The sequence below is a fragment of the Roseburia porci genome (assembly GCF_009695765.1).
Classification (GTDB): Bacteria; Bacillota; Clostridia; order Lachnospirales; family Lachnospiraceae; genus Roseburia; species Roseburia porci.
Map to the genome: position 1 here is coordinate 49,067 of NZ_VUNI01000005.1, position 16,642 is coordinate 65,708.

Genomic DNA, 16,642 nt, shown 5'->3' on the forward strand with positions numbered 1-16,642 from the left:
AGCTACGAAAAGGAGGATGAAGTTTAAGCTTTCATCCTCCTCTTTCTTAACCACAGGCTCTCTCATATTCCTGGAGTTTTTCACGAGCTGCTGCATTCAGTTTGGTAGGCACTTCAATCTGTACCTCCGCATACTCATCTCCATGTACGATTGGATTATTCATCGCAACGATCCCTTTTCCTTTCAGACGGATCTTAGAACCCGACTGTGTTCCAGGTCTGATTTTGCAAAGAACATCTCCGTACAGGGTATGGATCTTTGTTTCTCCGCCAAGAACTGCTGTTGTATATGGAATTTTTACTGTTGTATATACATCCTGTCCTTTCCGCTCATATCCGTATTTCTTACCAACTTTAACTTTGATCAGAAGATCTCCGTTTTCTCCGTGGTAGCCCTGCTGGCCTTTTCCTTTCAGTCGTACCGACTGTCCATCGGCAATGCCCGCCGGGATATGAACCTCAAGACTCTGTCTGCTTCCATCACCGGATTCCAGCGTGAACCTTTTATCACATCCGAATGCGGCTTCCTCAAAACTGATTGGAACTTCTGTCTCAATATTTTTGCCTTTTACGCTTCGCTCTTTTCTCTGGAATCCTTTCGATCCATGAAATGCATTGCCAAAGAGTTCATCCATGATATCATCCATGTCCGAACCTTCAAAATGAAATTCCTGATATCCACTCTGTGGTCCTCCGGATGAGTAATACTGATAATGTCCATTTCCAAATGGATTACCGTAGCGCGCCTGTTCCTGTGCACGTTTCATCTGCTCCGGATCAAATCCCGCTTCGAATGCCATATGTCCATACTGATCGTACAGTTTTCTCTTTTCTTTATCACCAAGCACGCCATATGCCTCATTGACTTCCTTGAACTTCTTTTCCGCATCCGCGTTGCCCTGGTTTGTATCCGGATGATATTTCTTAGCAAGTTTTCGGTATGCTTTTTTGATTGCAGCATCGTCTGCATTCTTATTTACCCCGAGTACCTCATAATAATCTTTTTTTGTTTCCATATTTATCACCTCACAAAAACAAAACAGGAAATACCCCAGATCTTGCTCTGATGCACCTCCTGCTCAATCATCTCAGTCGGAGCATTGTCCTCCAAGATGTACCGTATCTTTGTTTCAGTCTTGTTATAACACGAAAATTAGCACTCGTCAAGTGAGAGTGCTAATTAAAATTATAAAAATTATATGAAATATATGTTTTTAGTCAAAATCGATGTCAAATTCTCCCTCCGGAGCCTTGATCTTCAAGGTTCCGAGGTTGAACTGCTCATCTAAGATCGTGATCTGGTACTCAAATACAACATCCTCTTCAAATTTTGACAAAAGAAGATACGTTCCGTTCTCTTTTCCATCGATCTGATCACAGATATCATCATAAACTGCCGCACCGGATACACTTCTTGAGTAACCGGATTCTTTTATCTTCTGCTCAATTGCCTGAAATATCTCTTCCACACCTGTTCTCCCTGTGTCTATCTCTCATGTACTGCGCCAACAAGTTCTTTGATATCATTGACCTGGAATTTTCTCATATAGTCCTCAATTCCGGTTACGATTTTCTCTGTCACAGATGGATCGGTAAAATTCGCTGTTCCAACAGAAACTGCTGTCGCACCGGCAAGGATCATTTCAATCGCATCCTCTGCATTCATGATACCGCCCATTCCGATGATCGGAACCTTCACTGCCTGTGCTGTCTGATATACCATGCGGACTGCAACCGGGTGAATTGCAGGGCCTGACATACCACCTGTTTTATTGGCAAGCACGAAACATCTGCGGTTAATATCAATTTTCATTCCTGTGATGGTATTGATCAAAGACAAAGCATCTGTTCCACCGGCTTCTGCCGCTTTTGCCATCTCTGTAATATCCGTTACGTTCGGGCTAAGCTTCATAATGACTGGCTGCTTTGCAACTTTTTTCACTTCATTTGTAATCGCCTCAACTGCCTTTGGATCCTGACCAAACGCAATTCCGCCTTCCTTGACATTCGGGCAGGAAATGTTGATTTCGAGCATATCCACCGGTTCATCTGCAAGTCTTTCCACCACTTCGCAGTAATCTGCAGTCGATCTTCCACATACATTTACGATAATTCTGGTATCGTATTTCTTTAAGAATGGAATATCTCTTTTGCAGAACAGATCAATTCCCGGATTCTGAAGTCCGACTGCATTGAGCATTCCGCCATATACCTCAGCAACACGAGGTGTTGGATTTCCCGGCCACGGCACATTTGCAACACCTTTTGTCACAACAGCGCCAAGTTTATTCAAATCTACAAATTCACTGAATTCTTCTCCGGAGCCAAATGTGCCGGATGCAGTCATTACAGGATTCTTCAGAGTTACCCCACAAAGGTTTACACTTGTGTTCATTACAATTCTACCTCCCTTGCGTCAAATACCGGGCCTTCCTTGCAGATACGTTTATTATTTACATTGGAATGTGCATCTTTGTCTGTTGTTTTGCAGACACATGCCAGACACGCCCCGATTCCGCATGCCATTCTCTCTTCCATGGAAATATAGCACACCATCTCATGTTCCTCGGCATATGCTTTTAACGCACGAAGCATCGGTGTTGGTCCGCATGCATAGATGATATCAGCCGATAATCCATTGGCACGGATTGCATCAAGAACATTTCCTTTCGTTCCGGCGCTTCCATCCTCTGTAGCAACATATACCTGGCCTTCTGCCTGAAATTCATCCATAAGAAACAGCGAATCACGGAAACCAAGCACCATCTGTTTGTCCGCTTTCATCTCTCTTGCCAGCTGAAGAATCGGCGGGATTCCGATTCCACCACCGATCAGAAATGCTTTCTTTCCCTCTGCAGCATCAATTGGAAATCCATTTCCAAGAGGTCCGAGAATCCGTACGGTATCATCCTTCTGGAGTCTGGAAAACTCTTCGGTTCCTGTATTTTCGCCGGTCACACGGTACACAAGTGTCAGTGTTCCTTTTGTTTTATTGATCTCACAAAGACTGATCGGTCTTGGAAGAAGCTTGGATGGATCCTTGCTGTATACCGATACAAACTGACCTGCCTTTGCCTGTGCTGCGATTTCTTTTGTCTGTAATACAAGACGAAAGATTCCGGATGCGATCTCTTTCTGTTCTAAAACAATCGCATTTTCCTGATATTTCTCTGCCATTTTTCTACTCCTGATCTCTTAATCACTTTTACTCCGGGTATATTTTTGGATTCTTTCCATTTATCTTGATGCAAGTGCACCGGAGATGTCTGCCACCATATCTTTTACAGCAGCACGGGAAGCATCTGCGAAATTCTCCTCTGTAATGCCCATTTCTTTGTATTTATCCTGCTTATATGCAGCAATGATTCCACGTGAAGAGTTAACAATCGCACCAAGACCGTCTTCATTAAAGAAATGAACAAGATCTGCGCCTTTTCCACCCTGAGCACCATATCCAGGAACAAGGATAAAGCTCTTTGGCATAACTTTGCGAAGGACTTTTCCCATCTCCGGATAAGTTGCGCCTACTACAGCTCCTACGTAACTGTAAGAATCACCCATACAGTCAGCGCCCCATTCTGCGACTTTCTCACCAACCCACTCATACAGAGGGCGTCCGTCGATGACACGATCCTGGAATTCTCCACTGGACGGATTAGATGTCTTTACAAGAATGAAAATACCCTTTTTCTCTTCCTTGCATACATCAACAAACGGTTTGATGCCATCTGTTCCAAGGTATGGGTTAACCGTTGCAAAATCCTCATTGAATGTTGCATACGATTTCGATCCGATCTGCACCTTTCCAAGATGTCCAACTGCATAAGCTGCTGATGTAGATCCGATATCACCACGTTTGATATCCCCGATTACCACAAGGTCTTTTTCGTGACAGTAATCAACAGTTTTCTGATATGCTTTCATTCCTTCGATTCCAAACTGCTCATACATCGCGATCTGTGGTTTTACAGCCGGGATCAGATCATAGGTTGCATCCACGATTGCCTTGTTAAACTGCCAGATTGCCTCTGCTGCACCTTCCGGTGTCTCTCCAAATTCTGCAAATGCTTTCTTCTGGATAAATTCCGGCACATAAGAAAGCATTGGATCGAGTCCGACTACGATCGGTGCATTTGTCTTTTTAATTTTATCTACTAATTTATTAATCATGTTAATTTCCTTTCTCTTCAAATACGATATCCCCATCACAGATGGTATACATTACCTTACCGGTAACCTCTCTTCCATGGAACGGTGTATTCCGTCCTTTGGATGCAAATTTGTTCTTGTCGATCTTATATACAGCCTTCGGATCAAAGATAACAATATCTGCCGCTTTTCCAGGCTGGATGTCGCCTCTGTCCATCTCCAGTATCTTTGCAGCATTGTAGCTCATCTTCTCTGCCATCTGCATCGGAGTCAGATAACCGCCAAGCACGAGTTCTGAATACGTCAGGCACGCTGCCGTTTCCAGACCGACAATTCCAAACGGAGCCTTCTTCATGGAAGTATTTTTGTCCTGGAAGGTATGTGGAGCATGATCCGTTGAGATCACATCCATAATACCGTCTCTGAGTCCTTCTTTGAGTGCCTGAACGTCTGCCTTCGTACGAAGTGGAGGATTCATTTTATAGTTTGTGTCTGCATCCACATCCTGAGGGATCATGATTCCGTTTTCAATCTCCGGAACGTATTCCTTAATATCATCCGATGTCAGCGTAAAATGATGTGGACATACCTCCGCTGATACTTTTATGCCCTCCATCTTTGCATGCTGCACCATGGTTACCGAATCTTTGGTTGAACAATGGCACAAATGCAGCTTACAGCCCGTCTCTTTTGCAAGCATAATATCACGCGCAATAATAATATCCTCAACAGCATTACAGATTCCAGGAAGTCCAAGTTCTTTTGATTTGGAATCGGAATTCATAACACCACCATTTACCAGGTTGATATCTTCGCAATGCGCAAGAACCGGGATTCCAAGCTTTGCAGCCTTTTTCATGGCTTCAGCATAAATCTGTGTGTTCATGACCGATTTTCCGTCCTCGCTGATCGCAGGGCTTCCAGCTTCGACCATCCCCTCAATATCCGCAAGCTCCGTTCCTTTCTGCCCCTTTGTGACAGCGCCTACCTGAAGCACATGAATTCCACGTTCTGACCGGGCTTTATTGTGCACATAATTTACGACATCCGGGTTATCCACAACTGGTTTCGTATTCGGCATGGCTAGCACTGTTGTAAATCCACCATGTGCTGCTGCATGCATACCGGTGATAACCGTCTCTTTCTCTTCAAATCCCGGATCACGAAAATGCACATGCATATCGATAAATCCCGGCATAACATAATATCCTTTTGCTTCAATTACACGGTCTACCTTCTCTTTCAGGTCCTTTCCAATCTTGGCCACATATCCATTCTCAACATAGACATCGGCAACCTCGTCCATCTGGGTTGCAGGATTTAAAACCCTTCCCCCTTTGATTAACATTGTCATTTGCAATTCCTCACTCTACATATTTTCTGCTTAACATTGTAGCATACAAAAATACCCCGGACAACTGCGATTCGCAATTTCCGGGGTGTTTCGCTATCAGATTTTGGTAAATACCGCAGTCTCGTTTTGAAGTTCTGACGAAATCTGCTGGTTTTCTTCCATTCTCTTTGAAATTTTCTCCATATCGGTAACAAGCATCTGCGTGCTTTCCGCAACGCCGTTGACACCTTTGACACCTTCTTCGATGGCATTGGTAATGCTGTTTATGGAATCTGCAATTTCAACAGCTCCACGTTTCAGCTGATCGGTCTGCTGTTCAAACTGCTTCATCGTTGTCTCAATATAAGAAGCATTCTCACGATACTGTGTACCGGAATCTACAAAGCTTTCCAGTTCCGGCACAATACTGTCGTTCATGTATGACACAAGATCCTGTGCATGTTCTGCAAGATTATGTACGGCATTTGTAACAACTGTATTAATCTCCTGAATACGGTTTGCGGTCTGTCTGCTGGACTCTGCAAGCTGACTGATCTCACCTGCCACAACTGCAAATCCTTTTCCTGCTTCTCCGGCTCTTGCAGCCTCAATTGACGCATTCAGGGAAAGAAGGTTGGTCTGACTTGAAATATTCAAAATATCATTGGTAAGACTGTTAACCTGATCCACACTCTTGCTTTCCTCAATTGCCTGATTTAAGATCTCAAGAATCTCATTGACCTTGGCACTTGTTGTCTGCATATTATCTTTTGCGGAACTCTGCATATTATCTGCATGCTGCATCATTTCCTGTGAGAATTTACTTAATTCTGCGGATTTTTCAGCAATAATGCTTACCTCATTCTTTACACCTTCCGCATTATTATTAATCAGGGATGCATTGCTGGATACTTCTTCCATTGTCGCAGATAACTCCTCCGTCAGTGCTGACAGATCGGATGCACTGTCGTTAGAGGTCTGTACACTTTCCATAACCTCGTTGACCACGGAATCCATTTTCTCTGAATCACTGCTCAACACAGCAAAAATATGCTGTAATTTTTCCATGAAAGCATTGATACCATGTCCCAGACTTCCAATCTCTCCAACGGATGCAATCTCAACACGTTTGGTAAGATCTCCCTGGCGCTTCTCAATGTCTTTGATGATTCCGGTGATCTCTTTTTCTGTCCGTTTGATCGGGTGGATAACCAGTTTCACAACACCGACGATGGCACTGAGCACCGCAAGAATACTGATTACGATTGTGATCACATTGCTGACAATGGAGCTGTGATATACGTTTGCAAGATGGGCTCTTGTTTTCTCTGAATTCTCCGATGTATGCTGTGTTATCTTATCCAGATCCGATATCATTGCAGCGGAATAATTTGCAAGATCTCCGTTCGCACATGCGTAAGCATCCGCTGTCTTTGTATTTGCACTGTATGCTACAACATTGGTGATCGCAACTTTAAAATTCTCATAATTAGTCATCAGATCATCATAACTGTCCTTGTCATCTGCATCCACAACTCCACCAAAATCATCCAGCTTCTGTTCCAGATCTGTTTCCTGTGATTTGATTGTGTTTACAAGATTGATCATTGTATCAAAATCGGTTGCAATAATATGTGATAATGCATTCTGATGGATGGACTGCATCTCCTCCTGGATTGCATTCAGCGAAATCATGCTTTCCATATATTCATCCGTGATCTGTGTTGCCTTCGCATTGACACTTCGAATATTCTTCATTGCAAGAATATTCGAAAAAACACCTACAATTCCAAGTATAATAACAGGAACCAGAATCAGTACACGGATGCTTGTTCCGGTCTGTTTTTTTGCATTTTTAACCTTATTATTCATAGCTTCCTCCTGCTCTACTGTGCATTCGATGCCGTAACACCTTTCACCATGGTATCTAATAAATCCTGAAGATCCTGTCCTGTTGGATTACCCGCTGCCATCTGTGCTGCAAAGGTCTGTACCGGATCCCAGTAATTGCCGCCAATTCTCTGAAGACTTGCAAATTCAGACTGTGCAAGTACTGCCTGAATAGCCGGAGAATCTGCTATTTCACCCGATTCTGACGCATTTTTGTTGGCCGGTCCCTGCTGTCTTAATTCAAAACGCAGTGTCTGATTCTGTTCGTTACTGATCCACTCGGCAAGTTTGGATGCCCATGCGGCATTTTTTGAGTATGCATTCGCACCAACTAGTTTATACCCTTTAAAGGATGCCATCTGCACCTGCTGGCCTGCACAGGTATAAGTCGGGAGTTTTACTGCTGCATAATTGTCTCCCCAGGCCTGCTCGATATCATTTGCATTCCATACACCGGAAACACCTGCTATGACGGTTCCATTCTGAATGCCTTCCATCATTCCTTCATCATCCGTATTTAAAAATCCAGGACTCGCAGCGATGGAAAGCATGGACTGTGCAACATCCACGCCTTTGATACTGCCATCCTGGCTGTTCCAGGTACAGTAATTGGAGATTCCATCGTCATTTAGCCCTACTTCCATTCCGGTATTGCCAAAGAAGGAATACACATACCATCCGGAAGACCAGTCCATACTTACTTTCTTACCGTTTGCTGCCGCAACAGACAACATCTGATCCAGTGTCTGTACATCCGAATCGGAAAAATATTCCTTATTATAATACATAAAATAACCATTATCTGCGGTCAGCGGATACGCATACAACTGATCATTGACACTGGCTGCATCCGCCGCTCCATCTACACTGGCAGATGCAATCTCATTGGAATTCTCAATTGGCTCCAATACTCCGGCCGCCACAAGCGCTCTTAACTGATCATCGGCAAATGTAAATACATCCGCACTATTCAGGACATCTCCAAGCAGATCATCCTTACAGTTGGACTCAGCTTCTGCTGTAATGGTAATGTCAAATTTCGCCTGTGATGCATATTCTTTTTCAAAGCTGTCTGTAATCTGCTTCAGAAGATCTGCATCTTCCTCTGCTCCCCAGACCGTCAGTGAAATCGTTCCATCATCGGACTTGTTGTCTGTCTGTGTAGTTTCTGCTGTTTGTGTTCCGTCCGTGCCTGCCGTTCCATTACCACAGCCGCCTGCGACCAGGGATGCTGCCATAAGTGACGCGCAAAGCACCGCAACTCTCTTTCTTCTCATATAATCCCTCCCAGAATTGTATTGATCGATTTTCTATACATACAACGGTTTATCATTATATAGTGTTCTAGATTCTTTTTCAACAAAAAAGATAGTACCATATAAATTTATAGTACTATCTTACCACATTTGTCCTATTTCGTCAATTTTCGTTGTGCATTTTAGCGCACAAGTTGATTGTTTTTATTCTTTTTTTGGTTATTTTAACATGTTTTTTTACCAAACTATTTTGCTGCGATTACATCTGCCATATCATAATGTCCCGCCGGCTTTCCTGCAAGGAATTTTGCAGCTTCCACAGCGCCTTTTGCAAATACGGCCTTGGAATATGCTGTATGCTTGAACTCGATCACTTCATCCTGTCCGCAGAACAGTACTTCATGCTCTCCTACGATATTGCCGCCACGTACCGCAGAGATTCCGATCTCGTGTGGATCTCTCTTTGCACGTTCTTTGGTACGGTCATATTTATAGGAATATGCCTGATCGAGCGCCTCATTCATGGAATCCGCAAGTGCAAGCGCTGTTCCGCTCGGCGCATCCAGTTTCTGGTTATGGTGCTTCTCAACGATCTCCATATCAAATCCGGCCGGTGCAAATACGAGTGCCGCCTTCTTCAGAAGTTCCATCAATGTATTGATACCAAGGGACATATTCGCCGAACGCAGAATGGCGACTTTTCTTGCTGCTTTATCTACTTCGGATAGCTGTTCCTCGGAAAGTCCTGTTGTACATAATACGACAGGTACATTCTTTGCAACCGAATATTCAATCAGTGCATCCACTGCCTTTGCATTGGAAAAATCAATAATGACATCTGCTTCCACATCGCACGCATCGATGCTTTTAAAAACCGGATAATCATTTTTGATTCCATCATACAGATCGATTCCCGCAACAATTTCGATCTCTTTATCGTCTTTGCAGATGCCGGTAATGGTCTGACCCATTTTACCATTGCATCCGTTCATAATTGCTCTAACCATTCTATTTCTCTCCTTGTATCTGATCCTTCTATTGTAATGTAATTCCGTATTCCTTCATAACATTGGCAAGTTTTGCCGCATTGTCTGCTCCCATCTCACAAAGTGGTGCACGAAGCGGACCGACTTCTTTGCCCATCAGATTAAGTGCTTTCTTAACAGGGATTGGATTGACCTCAGAAAACAGTGCATCTACAAGTGGAAGAGCCTCTAACTGCAGACGTCTTGCAGTTTCAATATCTCCCTTAAAGAAGCTGTCACACATCTGATGTACTTTTGTCGGTGCCACGTTGCTCCATACAGAGATCACACCGATTGCACCAATTGACATAAGCGGAACTACAAGTCCGTCTTCTCCGGAATACAGATCAAGTTTTCCATCTGTCAGATACATGGTCTTGGATGCCTGTGCAAGATTGCCGGTTGCTTCTTTTAATCCGACCAGATTCTGCTCACTGTGAAACAGTTCGGCAACCGTCTCCGGCATCAGATTGCATCCGGTTCTTCCAGGAACATTGTACATAATGATTGGAAGTTTCGTGTTTCTCGCAATCTGTGTATAATGTTTCACAAGTCCGGCCTGTGTTGCTTTATTATAATAAGGAGTAACGATCAGAAGACCCTCCACACCATCTGCCTCTGCTTCCTGTGAAAGCTGGATTGCTGTTCTGGTGCAGTTTGATCCGGTTCCCGCAACAACCGGTACTCTGTGTTTTGTAAATTCTACTGCTGAACGGATGACTTTCTCATGCTCTTCCATATCCAGTGTAGAACTTTCACCTGTTGTTCCTGCAATGATGATTGCATCGGTGCCTGCATCGATCTGCTCATTGATCAGTTCCTCCAGTTTGTCGTAATTTACTTCCTCATTATTCTTCATTGGCGTTACGATAGCAACACCTGCGCCTTTAAAAATTGCCATAAATATGATCCTCCTGTAAAAATACACATTGAAAAAGCCGGCTTACAGAAAGCCGGCATGAATCTCAAAAAACGGTTCTGATAGCTCCCCATCTCAGTCGATGACAGTCATAAAGCTATTCGCCTTATGCCCAGGATTCGATCCACAGAATATCTCCTCCTTCGGCGCTCATTCCTTTCCACTGTGTTCTCCTGCATCTGCTGCATCCCACAGGCTACTGATAACTCGCGCAACCTCTATCAATGATTATTATATTGTTCATCATAGCACTCCGTTACAGCACTGTCAACTGCTACTTTTCCGGAGCAATATTGTAGATTTCATCTGCAAATTCACGGACACCATCCTGCAAAATGCGTCCTGTAAATATAATGTCCATTTCTTCCGGTCTGCATTCCATCATACCACGGATATCTTCAATCGTAATCACTTTATGATCCAGCAGTCCCAGGATCTCATCAAAAATGATCATATCGCAGGCACCTGTAGATATGACCTTCTTTCCATAATTAAAGCCATTTTTCAGGTTAATGCTTTCTTCTTTTTTCTCATCTTCACCCAATTCATCAAAAGGCGCATCTGATTTTGAAAACCGGAAAAATTTAATCTCCGGTTCAAGGCGCTGCAAAAATTCCAGTTCCTTCTCCATTTTTCCTTTGAGGAACTGTATCACGATAACACTTTTTCCTTCACTGGCTGCATGAATCGCATTGCCGAGTGCAGCCGTTGACTTTCCATGTCCATCGCCATAATAAATCTGTACGACACCACTACTCATAATTTCCTCCTAATCTGAAGCATCCGTTCCACCCCTCAGATTTGATATTGCATAAAATACCACACTATCTTTTTTTTTGCAACTTTTCGCTGAAATATGAGAAAAAAGGACTATTAATCAAGAAATTCTATCTTACTTACCGACACTTCATATGCCACACGCTTTTCCGCCTGCGTATCACTCAGCTTTTTCACATACTCCCTGCTCTGGATTCTTCCCCAGATCTGAACATGGCTTCCCACTTCAAAACCGGATGCAAATCTTGCATTTCTGCCCCAGCAGATGCATGGGATATAGTCGGATTTTCCATAAGATCTGTTTACCGCAACAAGAAGATCTGCAATCTCCCTTCCAAGAGGTGTTTTCCGGTAAACCGTATCCTTGCATATGTAACCATCCAGATAGATCTGATTGCTGGCACTGTCCGCATCCTGCTTCTCAACAAGTTCAAGTTCTCTCGCAAAAACAGAAAGCACAAGACGGTTCTTTCTCTCCTCATGACGGTTGAACGAGCGGAACTGTCCCGCAACATACACATACTGTCCCTCATAATTCTGCGTTACATCGATCAGTCTTTCTGATACCATGACCGGAATATAATCTACAAAGTCAGACAGCCGGCTTACCGACACCTGTACCATATAGAATCCCTCGCCATAGACTTCGTGACTATACTGGAAATCACTCACGATCTCTCCGATAATCGATACCTGGTTGTTTTCAAAAATTTTATCTGCCATGAATTGTTCTCCCTTCCTTTTGTGGAAATATTTGTTAGGTCTCAGTTTTAACATTGATTCATTGGTAGATTTCCTCAAAGCTTGTCGACAAGCGGGGCAAAAAATATGCAAATCCATGAAACCCTCGATTTTGCTTGCAGAATCACGATTTTATGATAAAATATATAAGTTGTTTTCTAACTTATATTAGAAAGAAGGATAATTATGTTACAAAAAAGAGAAGATATTCGTAATATTGCAATCATCGCTCACGTAGACCACGGTAAAACCACTCTGGTCGATGAGCTTTTAAAACAGTCCGGTGTATTCCGTGCAAACCAGGAAGTCCAGGAGCGTGTCATGGACTCCAACGACATTGAACGTGAAAGAGGTATCACGATCCTCTCCAAAAATACTGCCGTTCAGTATAAAGATATTAAGATCAACATCATCGATACCCCGGGCCATGCCGATTTCGGTGGTGAAGTAGAACGTGTTTTAAAAATGGTAAACGGCGTTGTTCTTGTTGTCGATGCCTTCGAAGGTGTTATGCCACAGACCAAATTCGTTTTAATGAAAGCACTTTCCTTAAATCTTCCGGTTATCGTATGTCTGAATAAGATCGACCGCCCGGAAGCCAGACCTGCTGAGGTTATTGATGAAGTATTAGAGCTTTTCATGGATCTGGATGCTTCCGATGAGCAGCTCGACTGCCCATTTGTATATGCTTCTGCAAGAGATGGATATGCAATGTTAAATCTTGATGATGAGAAAAAGGATATGACTCCTTTATTCGAAACAATCGTCAACTACATTCCGGCTCCAGAAGGTGATCCGGATGCAAATACACAGGTTTTAATCTCAACCATCGACTACAATGAATACGTTGGCCGTATCGGTATCGGTAAGATCGACAACGGTTCTTTAAAAGTCAATCAGGAAGCCGTTGTTGTCAACCATCATGATCCTGACAAAAAAGAGAAAGTCCGTATCAGCAAATTATATGAGTTTGACGGTTTAAATAAAGTAGATGTTACCGAAGCCAAGATCGGTTCCATCGTTGCGATCTCCGGTATCGCAGATATCCACATCGGAGATACCATCTGTGCCCCTGAGAATCCGGTTGCAATCCCATTCCAGAAGATCTCAGAGCCTACGATCTCCATGAACTTTATCGTAAATGACAGTCCTCTTGCCGGACAGGAAGGTAAATATGTTACCTCCCGTCATATCCGTGACCGTCTTTTCAAAGAGCTGAACACCGACGTTTCTCTTCGTGTCGAAGAAACCGACAGCCCGGATGCATTAAAAGTTTCCGGACGAGGTGAACTGCATCTTTCCGTTCTGATCGAGAATATGCGTCGTGAAGGATATGAATTCGCAGTAAGTAAAGCCGAAGTTATTTATGAATATGATGAAAACGGCAAGAAATTAGAGCCAATGGAGCTTGCCTATGTTGATGTTCCGGACGATTTTACCGGTGCAGTAATCTCAAAACTCCAGCAGCGTAAAGGTGAACTTCTCAACATGTATTCGATTACCGGTGGTTATACACGTCTGGAGTTCCGTATTCCATCCCGTGGCCTTATTGGTTACCGTGGTGAATTCATGACGGACACAAAAGGAAACGGAATCATCAATACAATCTTCGATGGCTACGATGCATATCGCGGAGATATCGCATATCGTGCAACCGGTTCCCTGATCGCTTTCGAATCCGGAGAATCCGTTGCATATGGTCTGTTCTCTGCCCAGGATCGTGGTACCTTATTCATCGGACCTGGTGAAAAAGTATATTCCGGTATGGTCATCGGTCAGTGTGCAAAAGCTGAAGATATCGAGTTGAACGTCTGCAAGAAGAAACATCTTACCAACACCCGTTCTTCTTCCGCTGATGAGGCACTTACCCTGGTTCCGCCACGTATTTTAAGTCTTGAGCAGGCTCTTGACTTTATTGATACCGACGAGCTTCTTGAGGTAACTCCGAAAAATCTGCGTATCCGTAAACGTATTCTTGACCCTACTCTGCGTAAGAGAGCAAGCTATGCAAAGAAAAACAAATAATCGTTTCCATCTGTATGGATAGATTTTTCAAAAGGCTTTCGGAGTTCATTCCGGAAGCCTTTTTCAGCGAAATTGTATTTTTCTCATATTTTTTTACAAAAGTTTCGACAAAATGGTATAAAATACTATATCTTTTCCGCAAAATCGTATAAAATATACAGTAACAAAGTTTACAAAGGAAAAAACTATGGTATTCAGCAGCCTTACATTTATCTTTGTCTTTCTGCCACTTTTTCTGTTGGCTTATTATACAATTTCATCCCATGCAAGAAATAGCGTATTATTTATCGGAAGTCTGATCTTTTATACGGCAGGAGTCCTGAAACAGCCTTTCTATCTGCTGTTATTTCTTCTGATGATTGCGGTAAATTACAGCATTGGACGTTTTTTATCATCCGAGGAAGATCCTGCGACCCGGAAAACACTCCTCATTGGTGGATTGTTTTTCGACTTTATGTGGCTTTTTCTGTTTAAATATTTTGACTTTTTCTGCTCCTGCATTGCTGATCTGCTTGGTCTGGTGCTATCTGATCATGCGATTCCGGAAGTTCATTTAAAACTTGTGCTCCCACTTGGAATCAGCTTTTATACATTTCAGATGGTATCCTATCTTGTTGATGTTTATCGTGGAGAAGTTCCTGCGGAAGAATCCTTTCTGGACTTCGGTGCATATGTCAGCATGTTTCCACAGCTGATTGCCGGTCCGATCGTCACCTATTCTTCCATTCGTGAATCACTTCATGCCAAAAGACCATATAGTCTGGAGGCTCAGTCGGGCGGACTCAAAGATTTCATTTATGGTCTCGGGTTAAAAGTCATTCTTGCCAATCAGTTTGGAAGCCTCTGGTCAAACGTTCAGTCCATCGGATATGACAGTATCTCCACGCCACTTGCCTGGCTTGGTATTTTTGCGTATTCTTTCCAGATCTACTTTGACTTTTACGGCTATTCGCTCATGGCAATCGGTCTTGGAAAGCTTCTCGGTTTTCAACTGCCTGTCAACTTCCGGCATCCGTATGTTGCAATCAGTATGACCGACTTCTGGCGCCGATGGCATATCACGCTTGGACAGTGGTTCCGCAATTATGTATACATTCCGTTAGGCGGCAACCGCACAAGCCGTGGCAAATGGATCCGTAATATTTTTATTGTATGGATTCTTACCGGAATCTGGCACGGAGCAGGATGGAATTTTATTTTATGGGGACTTTTATTATTTGTAATATTACTAATTGAAAAACTTGGATTTGGTCGGATTCTTGAAAAGCACCCCGGAATTAGGCATCTTTATATGTTTTTTCTGATTCCGCTTTCCTGGATGGTATTTGGCATCACCAATATACAGGATATTGGTGTATATCTTACAAGACTTTTTCCATTCCTCGGACACAGCAGCCAGATCATCTACCATGGAGATTTTCTGAAATTTTTAAAAGATTTCCGTTTTATCATTCCGGCAGGGTTTTTATTTTCCACCATGCTGCCGACACATATTCTGCATCGGATTAAAAATACCGTTGCCGAATCGGTAATCTGCCTGTTTATTTTCTGGCTTGCCATCTATTGCTTACATATTGGATTAAATGATCCGTTTTTATACTTCAGATTTTAATGATTTAAAGGAGAACTCTTATGAAAAAGAAATCACACGCAGCGCTTTTTATTGGCTGTCTTATGGCCAGTTGTATCATCATTCCGATTGTTTTTCTGCTCGTCAGCTGGCAGACAAATAAAATGAAAAACACACCTCCCCAGAAAGCAGATCTGGTAGCAACCGAAGTTCCCGCTTCCGGTTCACCGGAGAAAAATCCAGAGGATGTCACAGAAAACACAGAAGCCGCTGTGAGTAGTGAATCCATGACCACCGTGGATGCTTCTTATTTTGATGATGCACTGTTTATCGGAGATTCCCGCACTGTAGGTCTGAAGGAATACGGGACATTAAATAACGCTACTTTTTTTGCAAACACCGGTCTCAGCATCTATGACGCAACAAGTGATCCTTTAGAAGTAGATGGTCTTGGAACACTTTCGCTTCATGATCTTTTAAGCAGCCAGCATTATGGGAAAATATATCTTATGCTTGGAATCAATGAGCTTGGCTTCAATCTGGACCAGACCGTGAATAAATACAGTGAACTGGTTGGCCAGTTAAAAGCACTCCAGCCAGATGCAATCATTTACCTTGAAGCAAATCTTCATGTTACCGCGGATCGTTCCGCTTCAGATTCAACTTTTAACAATGCAAACATCGATCAGTTCAATGCACAGATTGCATCGCTTGTCGATCATGAGACTGTTTTTTATCTGGATGCCAACGAATTATTTGATGATGAAACCGGAAACCTGAATCCGGATTATACCAATGATGATACCCATCCACTCGGCAAATATTATGCCACCTGGTGTGACTGGTTATGCCAGCACGCGGTTGTCCGCTGATTTTTCCTGTATTTTATATAAACTATACACAGATCGTATTCTTAGTGAAAAAAGGAGTATGAAAACCGTTTTCCGGTTTCATACTC

General features: G+C 43.0%; 15 protein-coding genes and 1 riboswitch. Of the genes, 3 read left to right on the forward strand and 12 right to left on the reverse strand.

Annotation, left to right across the window (positions count from 1 at the left end; translation table 11 throughout):
• Positions 1-46: 46 nt before the first annotated feature.
• The 12 genes from FYJ75_RS04480 to FYJ75_RS04535 all read right to left on the reverse strand — a co-directional run bounded on the left by FYJ75_RS04480 (position 47) and on the right by FYJ75_RS04535 (position 12,071).
• Positions 47-1,015, reverse strand: a complete 969-nt coding sequence (locus FYJ75_RS04480) for a DnaJ C-terminal domain-containing protein (protein WP_154429262.1) — start codon at positions 1,013-1,015, stop codon at positions 47-49.
• Between the two features lie 198 nt (positions 1,016-1,213).
• A complete protein-coding gene (locus FYJ75_RS04485; RefSeq protein ID WP_328596860.1) occupies positions 1,214-1,468 on the reverse strand; it encodes a hypothetical protein in 255 nt (84 codons plus the stop codon).
• Positions 1,469-1,485: 17 nt separating this feature from the next.
• On the reverse strand, positions 1,486-2,394 hold the full coding sequence (locus tag FYJ75_RS04490; protein ID WP_154429264.1) for a dihydroorotate dehydrogenase: 909 nt from the start codon (positions 2,392-2,394) through the stop codon (positions 1,486-1,488).
• Positions 2,394-3,176 carry a dihydroorotate dehydrogenase electron transfer subunit gene (locus tag FYJ75_RS04495; protein ID WP_154429265.1) on the reverse strand — a complete coding sequence of 261 codons (783 nt, stop codon included), beginning with the start codon at positions 3,174-3,176 and terminating at the stop codon, positions 2,394-2,396. The genes FYJ75_RS04490 and FYJ75_RS04495 overlap by 1 nt, the downstream gene beginning before the upstream one ends.
• A gap of 60 nt (positions 3,177-3,236) precedes the next feature.
• Positions 3,237-4,169 carry an orotidine-5'-phosphate decarboxylase gene (pyrF, locus tag FYJ75_RS04500; RefSeq protein ID WP_154429266.1) on the reverse strand — a complete coding sequence of 311 codons (933 nt, stop codon included), beginning with the start codon at positions 4,167-4,169 and terminating at the stop codon, positions 3,237-3,239.
• Position 4,170: 1 nt separating this feature from the next.
• Positions 4,171-5,502 carry a dihydroorotase gene (locus FYJ75_RS04505; RefSeq protein WP_154429267.1) on the reverse strand — a complete coding sequence of 444 codons (1,332 nt, stop codon included), beginning with the start codon at positions 5,500-5,502 and terminating at the stop codon, positions 4,171-4,173.
• A gap of 96 nt (positions 5,503-5,598) precedes the next feature.
• A complete protein-coding gene (locus FYJ75_RS04510) occupies positions 5,599-7,353 on the reverse strand; it encodes a methyl-accepting chemotaxis protein (protein WP_154429268.1) in 1,755 nt (584 codons plus the stop codon).
• A gap of 14 nt (positions 7,354-7,367) precedes the next feature.
• Positions 7,368-8,648, reverse strand: coding sequence for an extracellular solute-binding protein (locus FYJ75_RS04515; protein WP_154429269.1), 1,281 nt, complete (start codon positions 8,646-8,648; stop codon positions 7,368-7,370).
• 224 nt (positions 8,649-8,872) lie between these two features.
• Positions 8,873-9,634, reverse strand: a complete 762-nt coding sequence (gene dapB / locus FYJ75_RS04520) for a 4-hydroxy-tetrahydrodipicolinate reductase (RefSeq protein ID WP_154429270.1) — start codon at positions 9,632-9,634, stop codon at positions 8,873-8,875.
• Positions 9,635-9,662: 28 nt separating this feature from the next.
• Positions 9,663-10,553, reverse strand: a complete 891-nt coding sequence (gene dapA, locus FYJ75_RS04525; protein WP_154429271.1) for a 4-hydroxy-tetrahydrodipicolinate synthase — start codon at positions 10,551-10,553, stop codon at positions 9,663-9,665.
• 73 nt (positions 10,554-10,626) lie between these two features.
• A riboswitch (Lysine riboswitch) is annotated at positions 10,627-10,800 on the reverse strand.
• Between the two features lie 45 nt (positions 10,801-10,845).
• On the reverse strand, positions 10,846-11,331 hold the full coding sequence (locus tag FYJ75_RS04530) for a cob(I)yrinic acid a,c-diamide adenosyltransferase (protein WP_154429272.1): 486 nt from the start codon (positions 11,329-11,331) through the stop codon (positions 10,846-10,848).
• Positions 11,332-11,444: 113 nt separating this feature from the next.
• On the reverse strand, positions 11,445-12,071 hold the full coding sequence (locus FYJ75_RS04535; RefSeq protein WP_154429273.1) for a single-stranded DNA-binding protein: 627 nt from the start codon (positions 12,069-12,071) through the stop codon (positions 11,445-11,447).
• A gap of 204 nt (positions 12,072-12,275) precedes the next feature.
• On the opposite strand from FYJ75_RS04535, the gene typA reads away from it, so the two are divergent.
• The 3 genes from typA to FYJ75_RS04550 all read left to right on the forward strand — a co-directional run bounded on the left by typA (position 12,276) and on the right by FYJ75_RS04550 (position 16,556).
• Positions 12,276-14,114, forward strand: a complete 1,839-nt coding sequence (gene typA / locus FYJ75_RS04540) for a translational GTPase TypA (protein ID WP_154429274.1) — start codon at positions 12,276-12,278, stop codon at positions 14,112-14,114.
• A gap of 187 nt (positions 14,115-14,301) precedes the next feature.
• On the forward strand, positions 14,302-15,726 hold the full coding sequence (locus FYJ75_RS04545; RefSeq protein ID WP_154429275.1) for an MBOAT family O-acyltransferase: 1,425 nt from the start codon (positions 14,302-14,304) through the stop codon (positions 15,724-15,726).
• 20 nt (positions 15,727-15,746) lie between these two features.
• Positions 15,747-16,556, forward strand: coding sequence for a GDSL-type esterase/lipase family protein (locus tag FYJ75_RS04550; RefSeq protein WP_154429276.1), 810 nt, complete (start codon positions 15,747-15,749; stop codon positions 16,554-16,556).
• Positions 16,557-16,642: the final 86 nt, after the last annotated feature.

Bases quoted from the DNA above. Each gene is read 5' to 3' on its own strand.
- pyrF (WP_154429266.1), bottom strand. From the start codon at position 4,169: ATGATTAATAAATTAGTAGATAAAATTAAAAAGACAAATGCACCGATC.
- FYJ75_RS04505 (WP_154429267.1), bottom strand. From the start codon at position 5,502: ATGACAATGTTAATCAAAGGGGGAAGGGTTTTAAATCCTGCAACCCAG.
- FYJ75_RS04550 (WP_154429276.1), top strand. From the start codon at position 15,747: ATGAAAAAGAAATCACACGCAGCGCTTTTTATTGGCTGTCTTATGGCC.
- dapB (WP_154429270.1), bottom strand. From the start codon at position 9,634: ATGGTTAGAGCAATTATGAACGGATGCAATGGTAAAATGGGTCAGACC.
- FYJ75_RS04490 (WP_154429264.1), bottom strand. From the start codon at position 2,394: ATGAACACAAGTGTAAACCTTTGTGGGGTAACTCTGAAGAATCCTGTA.
- FYJ75_RS04530 (WP_154429272.1), bottom strand. From the start codon at position 11,331: ATGAGTAGTGGTGTCGTACAGATTTATTATGGCGATGGACATGGAAAG.
- FYJ75_RS04545 (WP_154429275.1), top strand. From the start codon at position 14,302: ATGGTATTCAGCAGCCTTACATTTATCTTTGTCTTTCTGCCACTTTTT.
- FYJ75_RS04495 (WP_154429265.1), bottom strand. From the start codon at position 3,176: ATGGCAGAGAAATATCAGGAAAATGCGATTGTTTTAGAACAGAAAGAG.
- typA (WP_154429274.1), top strand. From the start codon at position 12,276: ATGTTACAAAAAAGAGAAGATATTCGTAATATTGCAATCATCGCTCAC.
- FYJ75_RS04535 (WP_154429273.1), bottom strand. From the start codon at position 12,071: ATGGCAGATAAAATTTTTGAAAACAACCAGGTATCGATTATCGGAGAG.
- FYJ75_RS04515 (WP_154429269.1), bottom strand. From the start codon at position 8,648: ATGAGAAGAAAGAGAGTTGCGGTGCTTTGCGCGTCACTTATGGCAGCA.
- FYJ75_RS04510 (WP_154429268.1), bottom strand. From the start codon at position 7,353: ATGAATAATAAGGTTAAAAATGCAAAAAAACAGACCGGAACAAGCATC.
- FYJ75_RS04480 (WP_154429262.1), bottom strand. From the start codon at position 1,015: ATGGAAACAAAAAAAGATTATTATGAGGTACTCGGGGTAAATAAGAAT.
- dapA (WP_154429271.1), bottom strand. From the start codon at position 10,553: ATGGCAATTTTTAAAGGCGCAGGTGTTGCTATCGTAACGCCAATGAAG.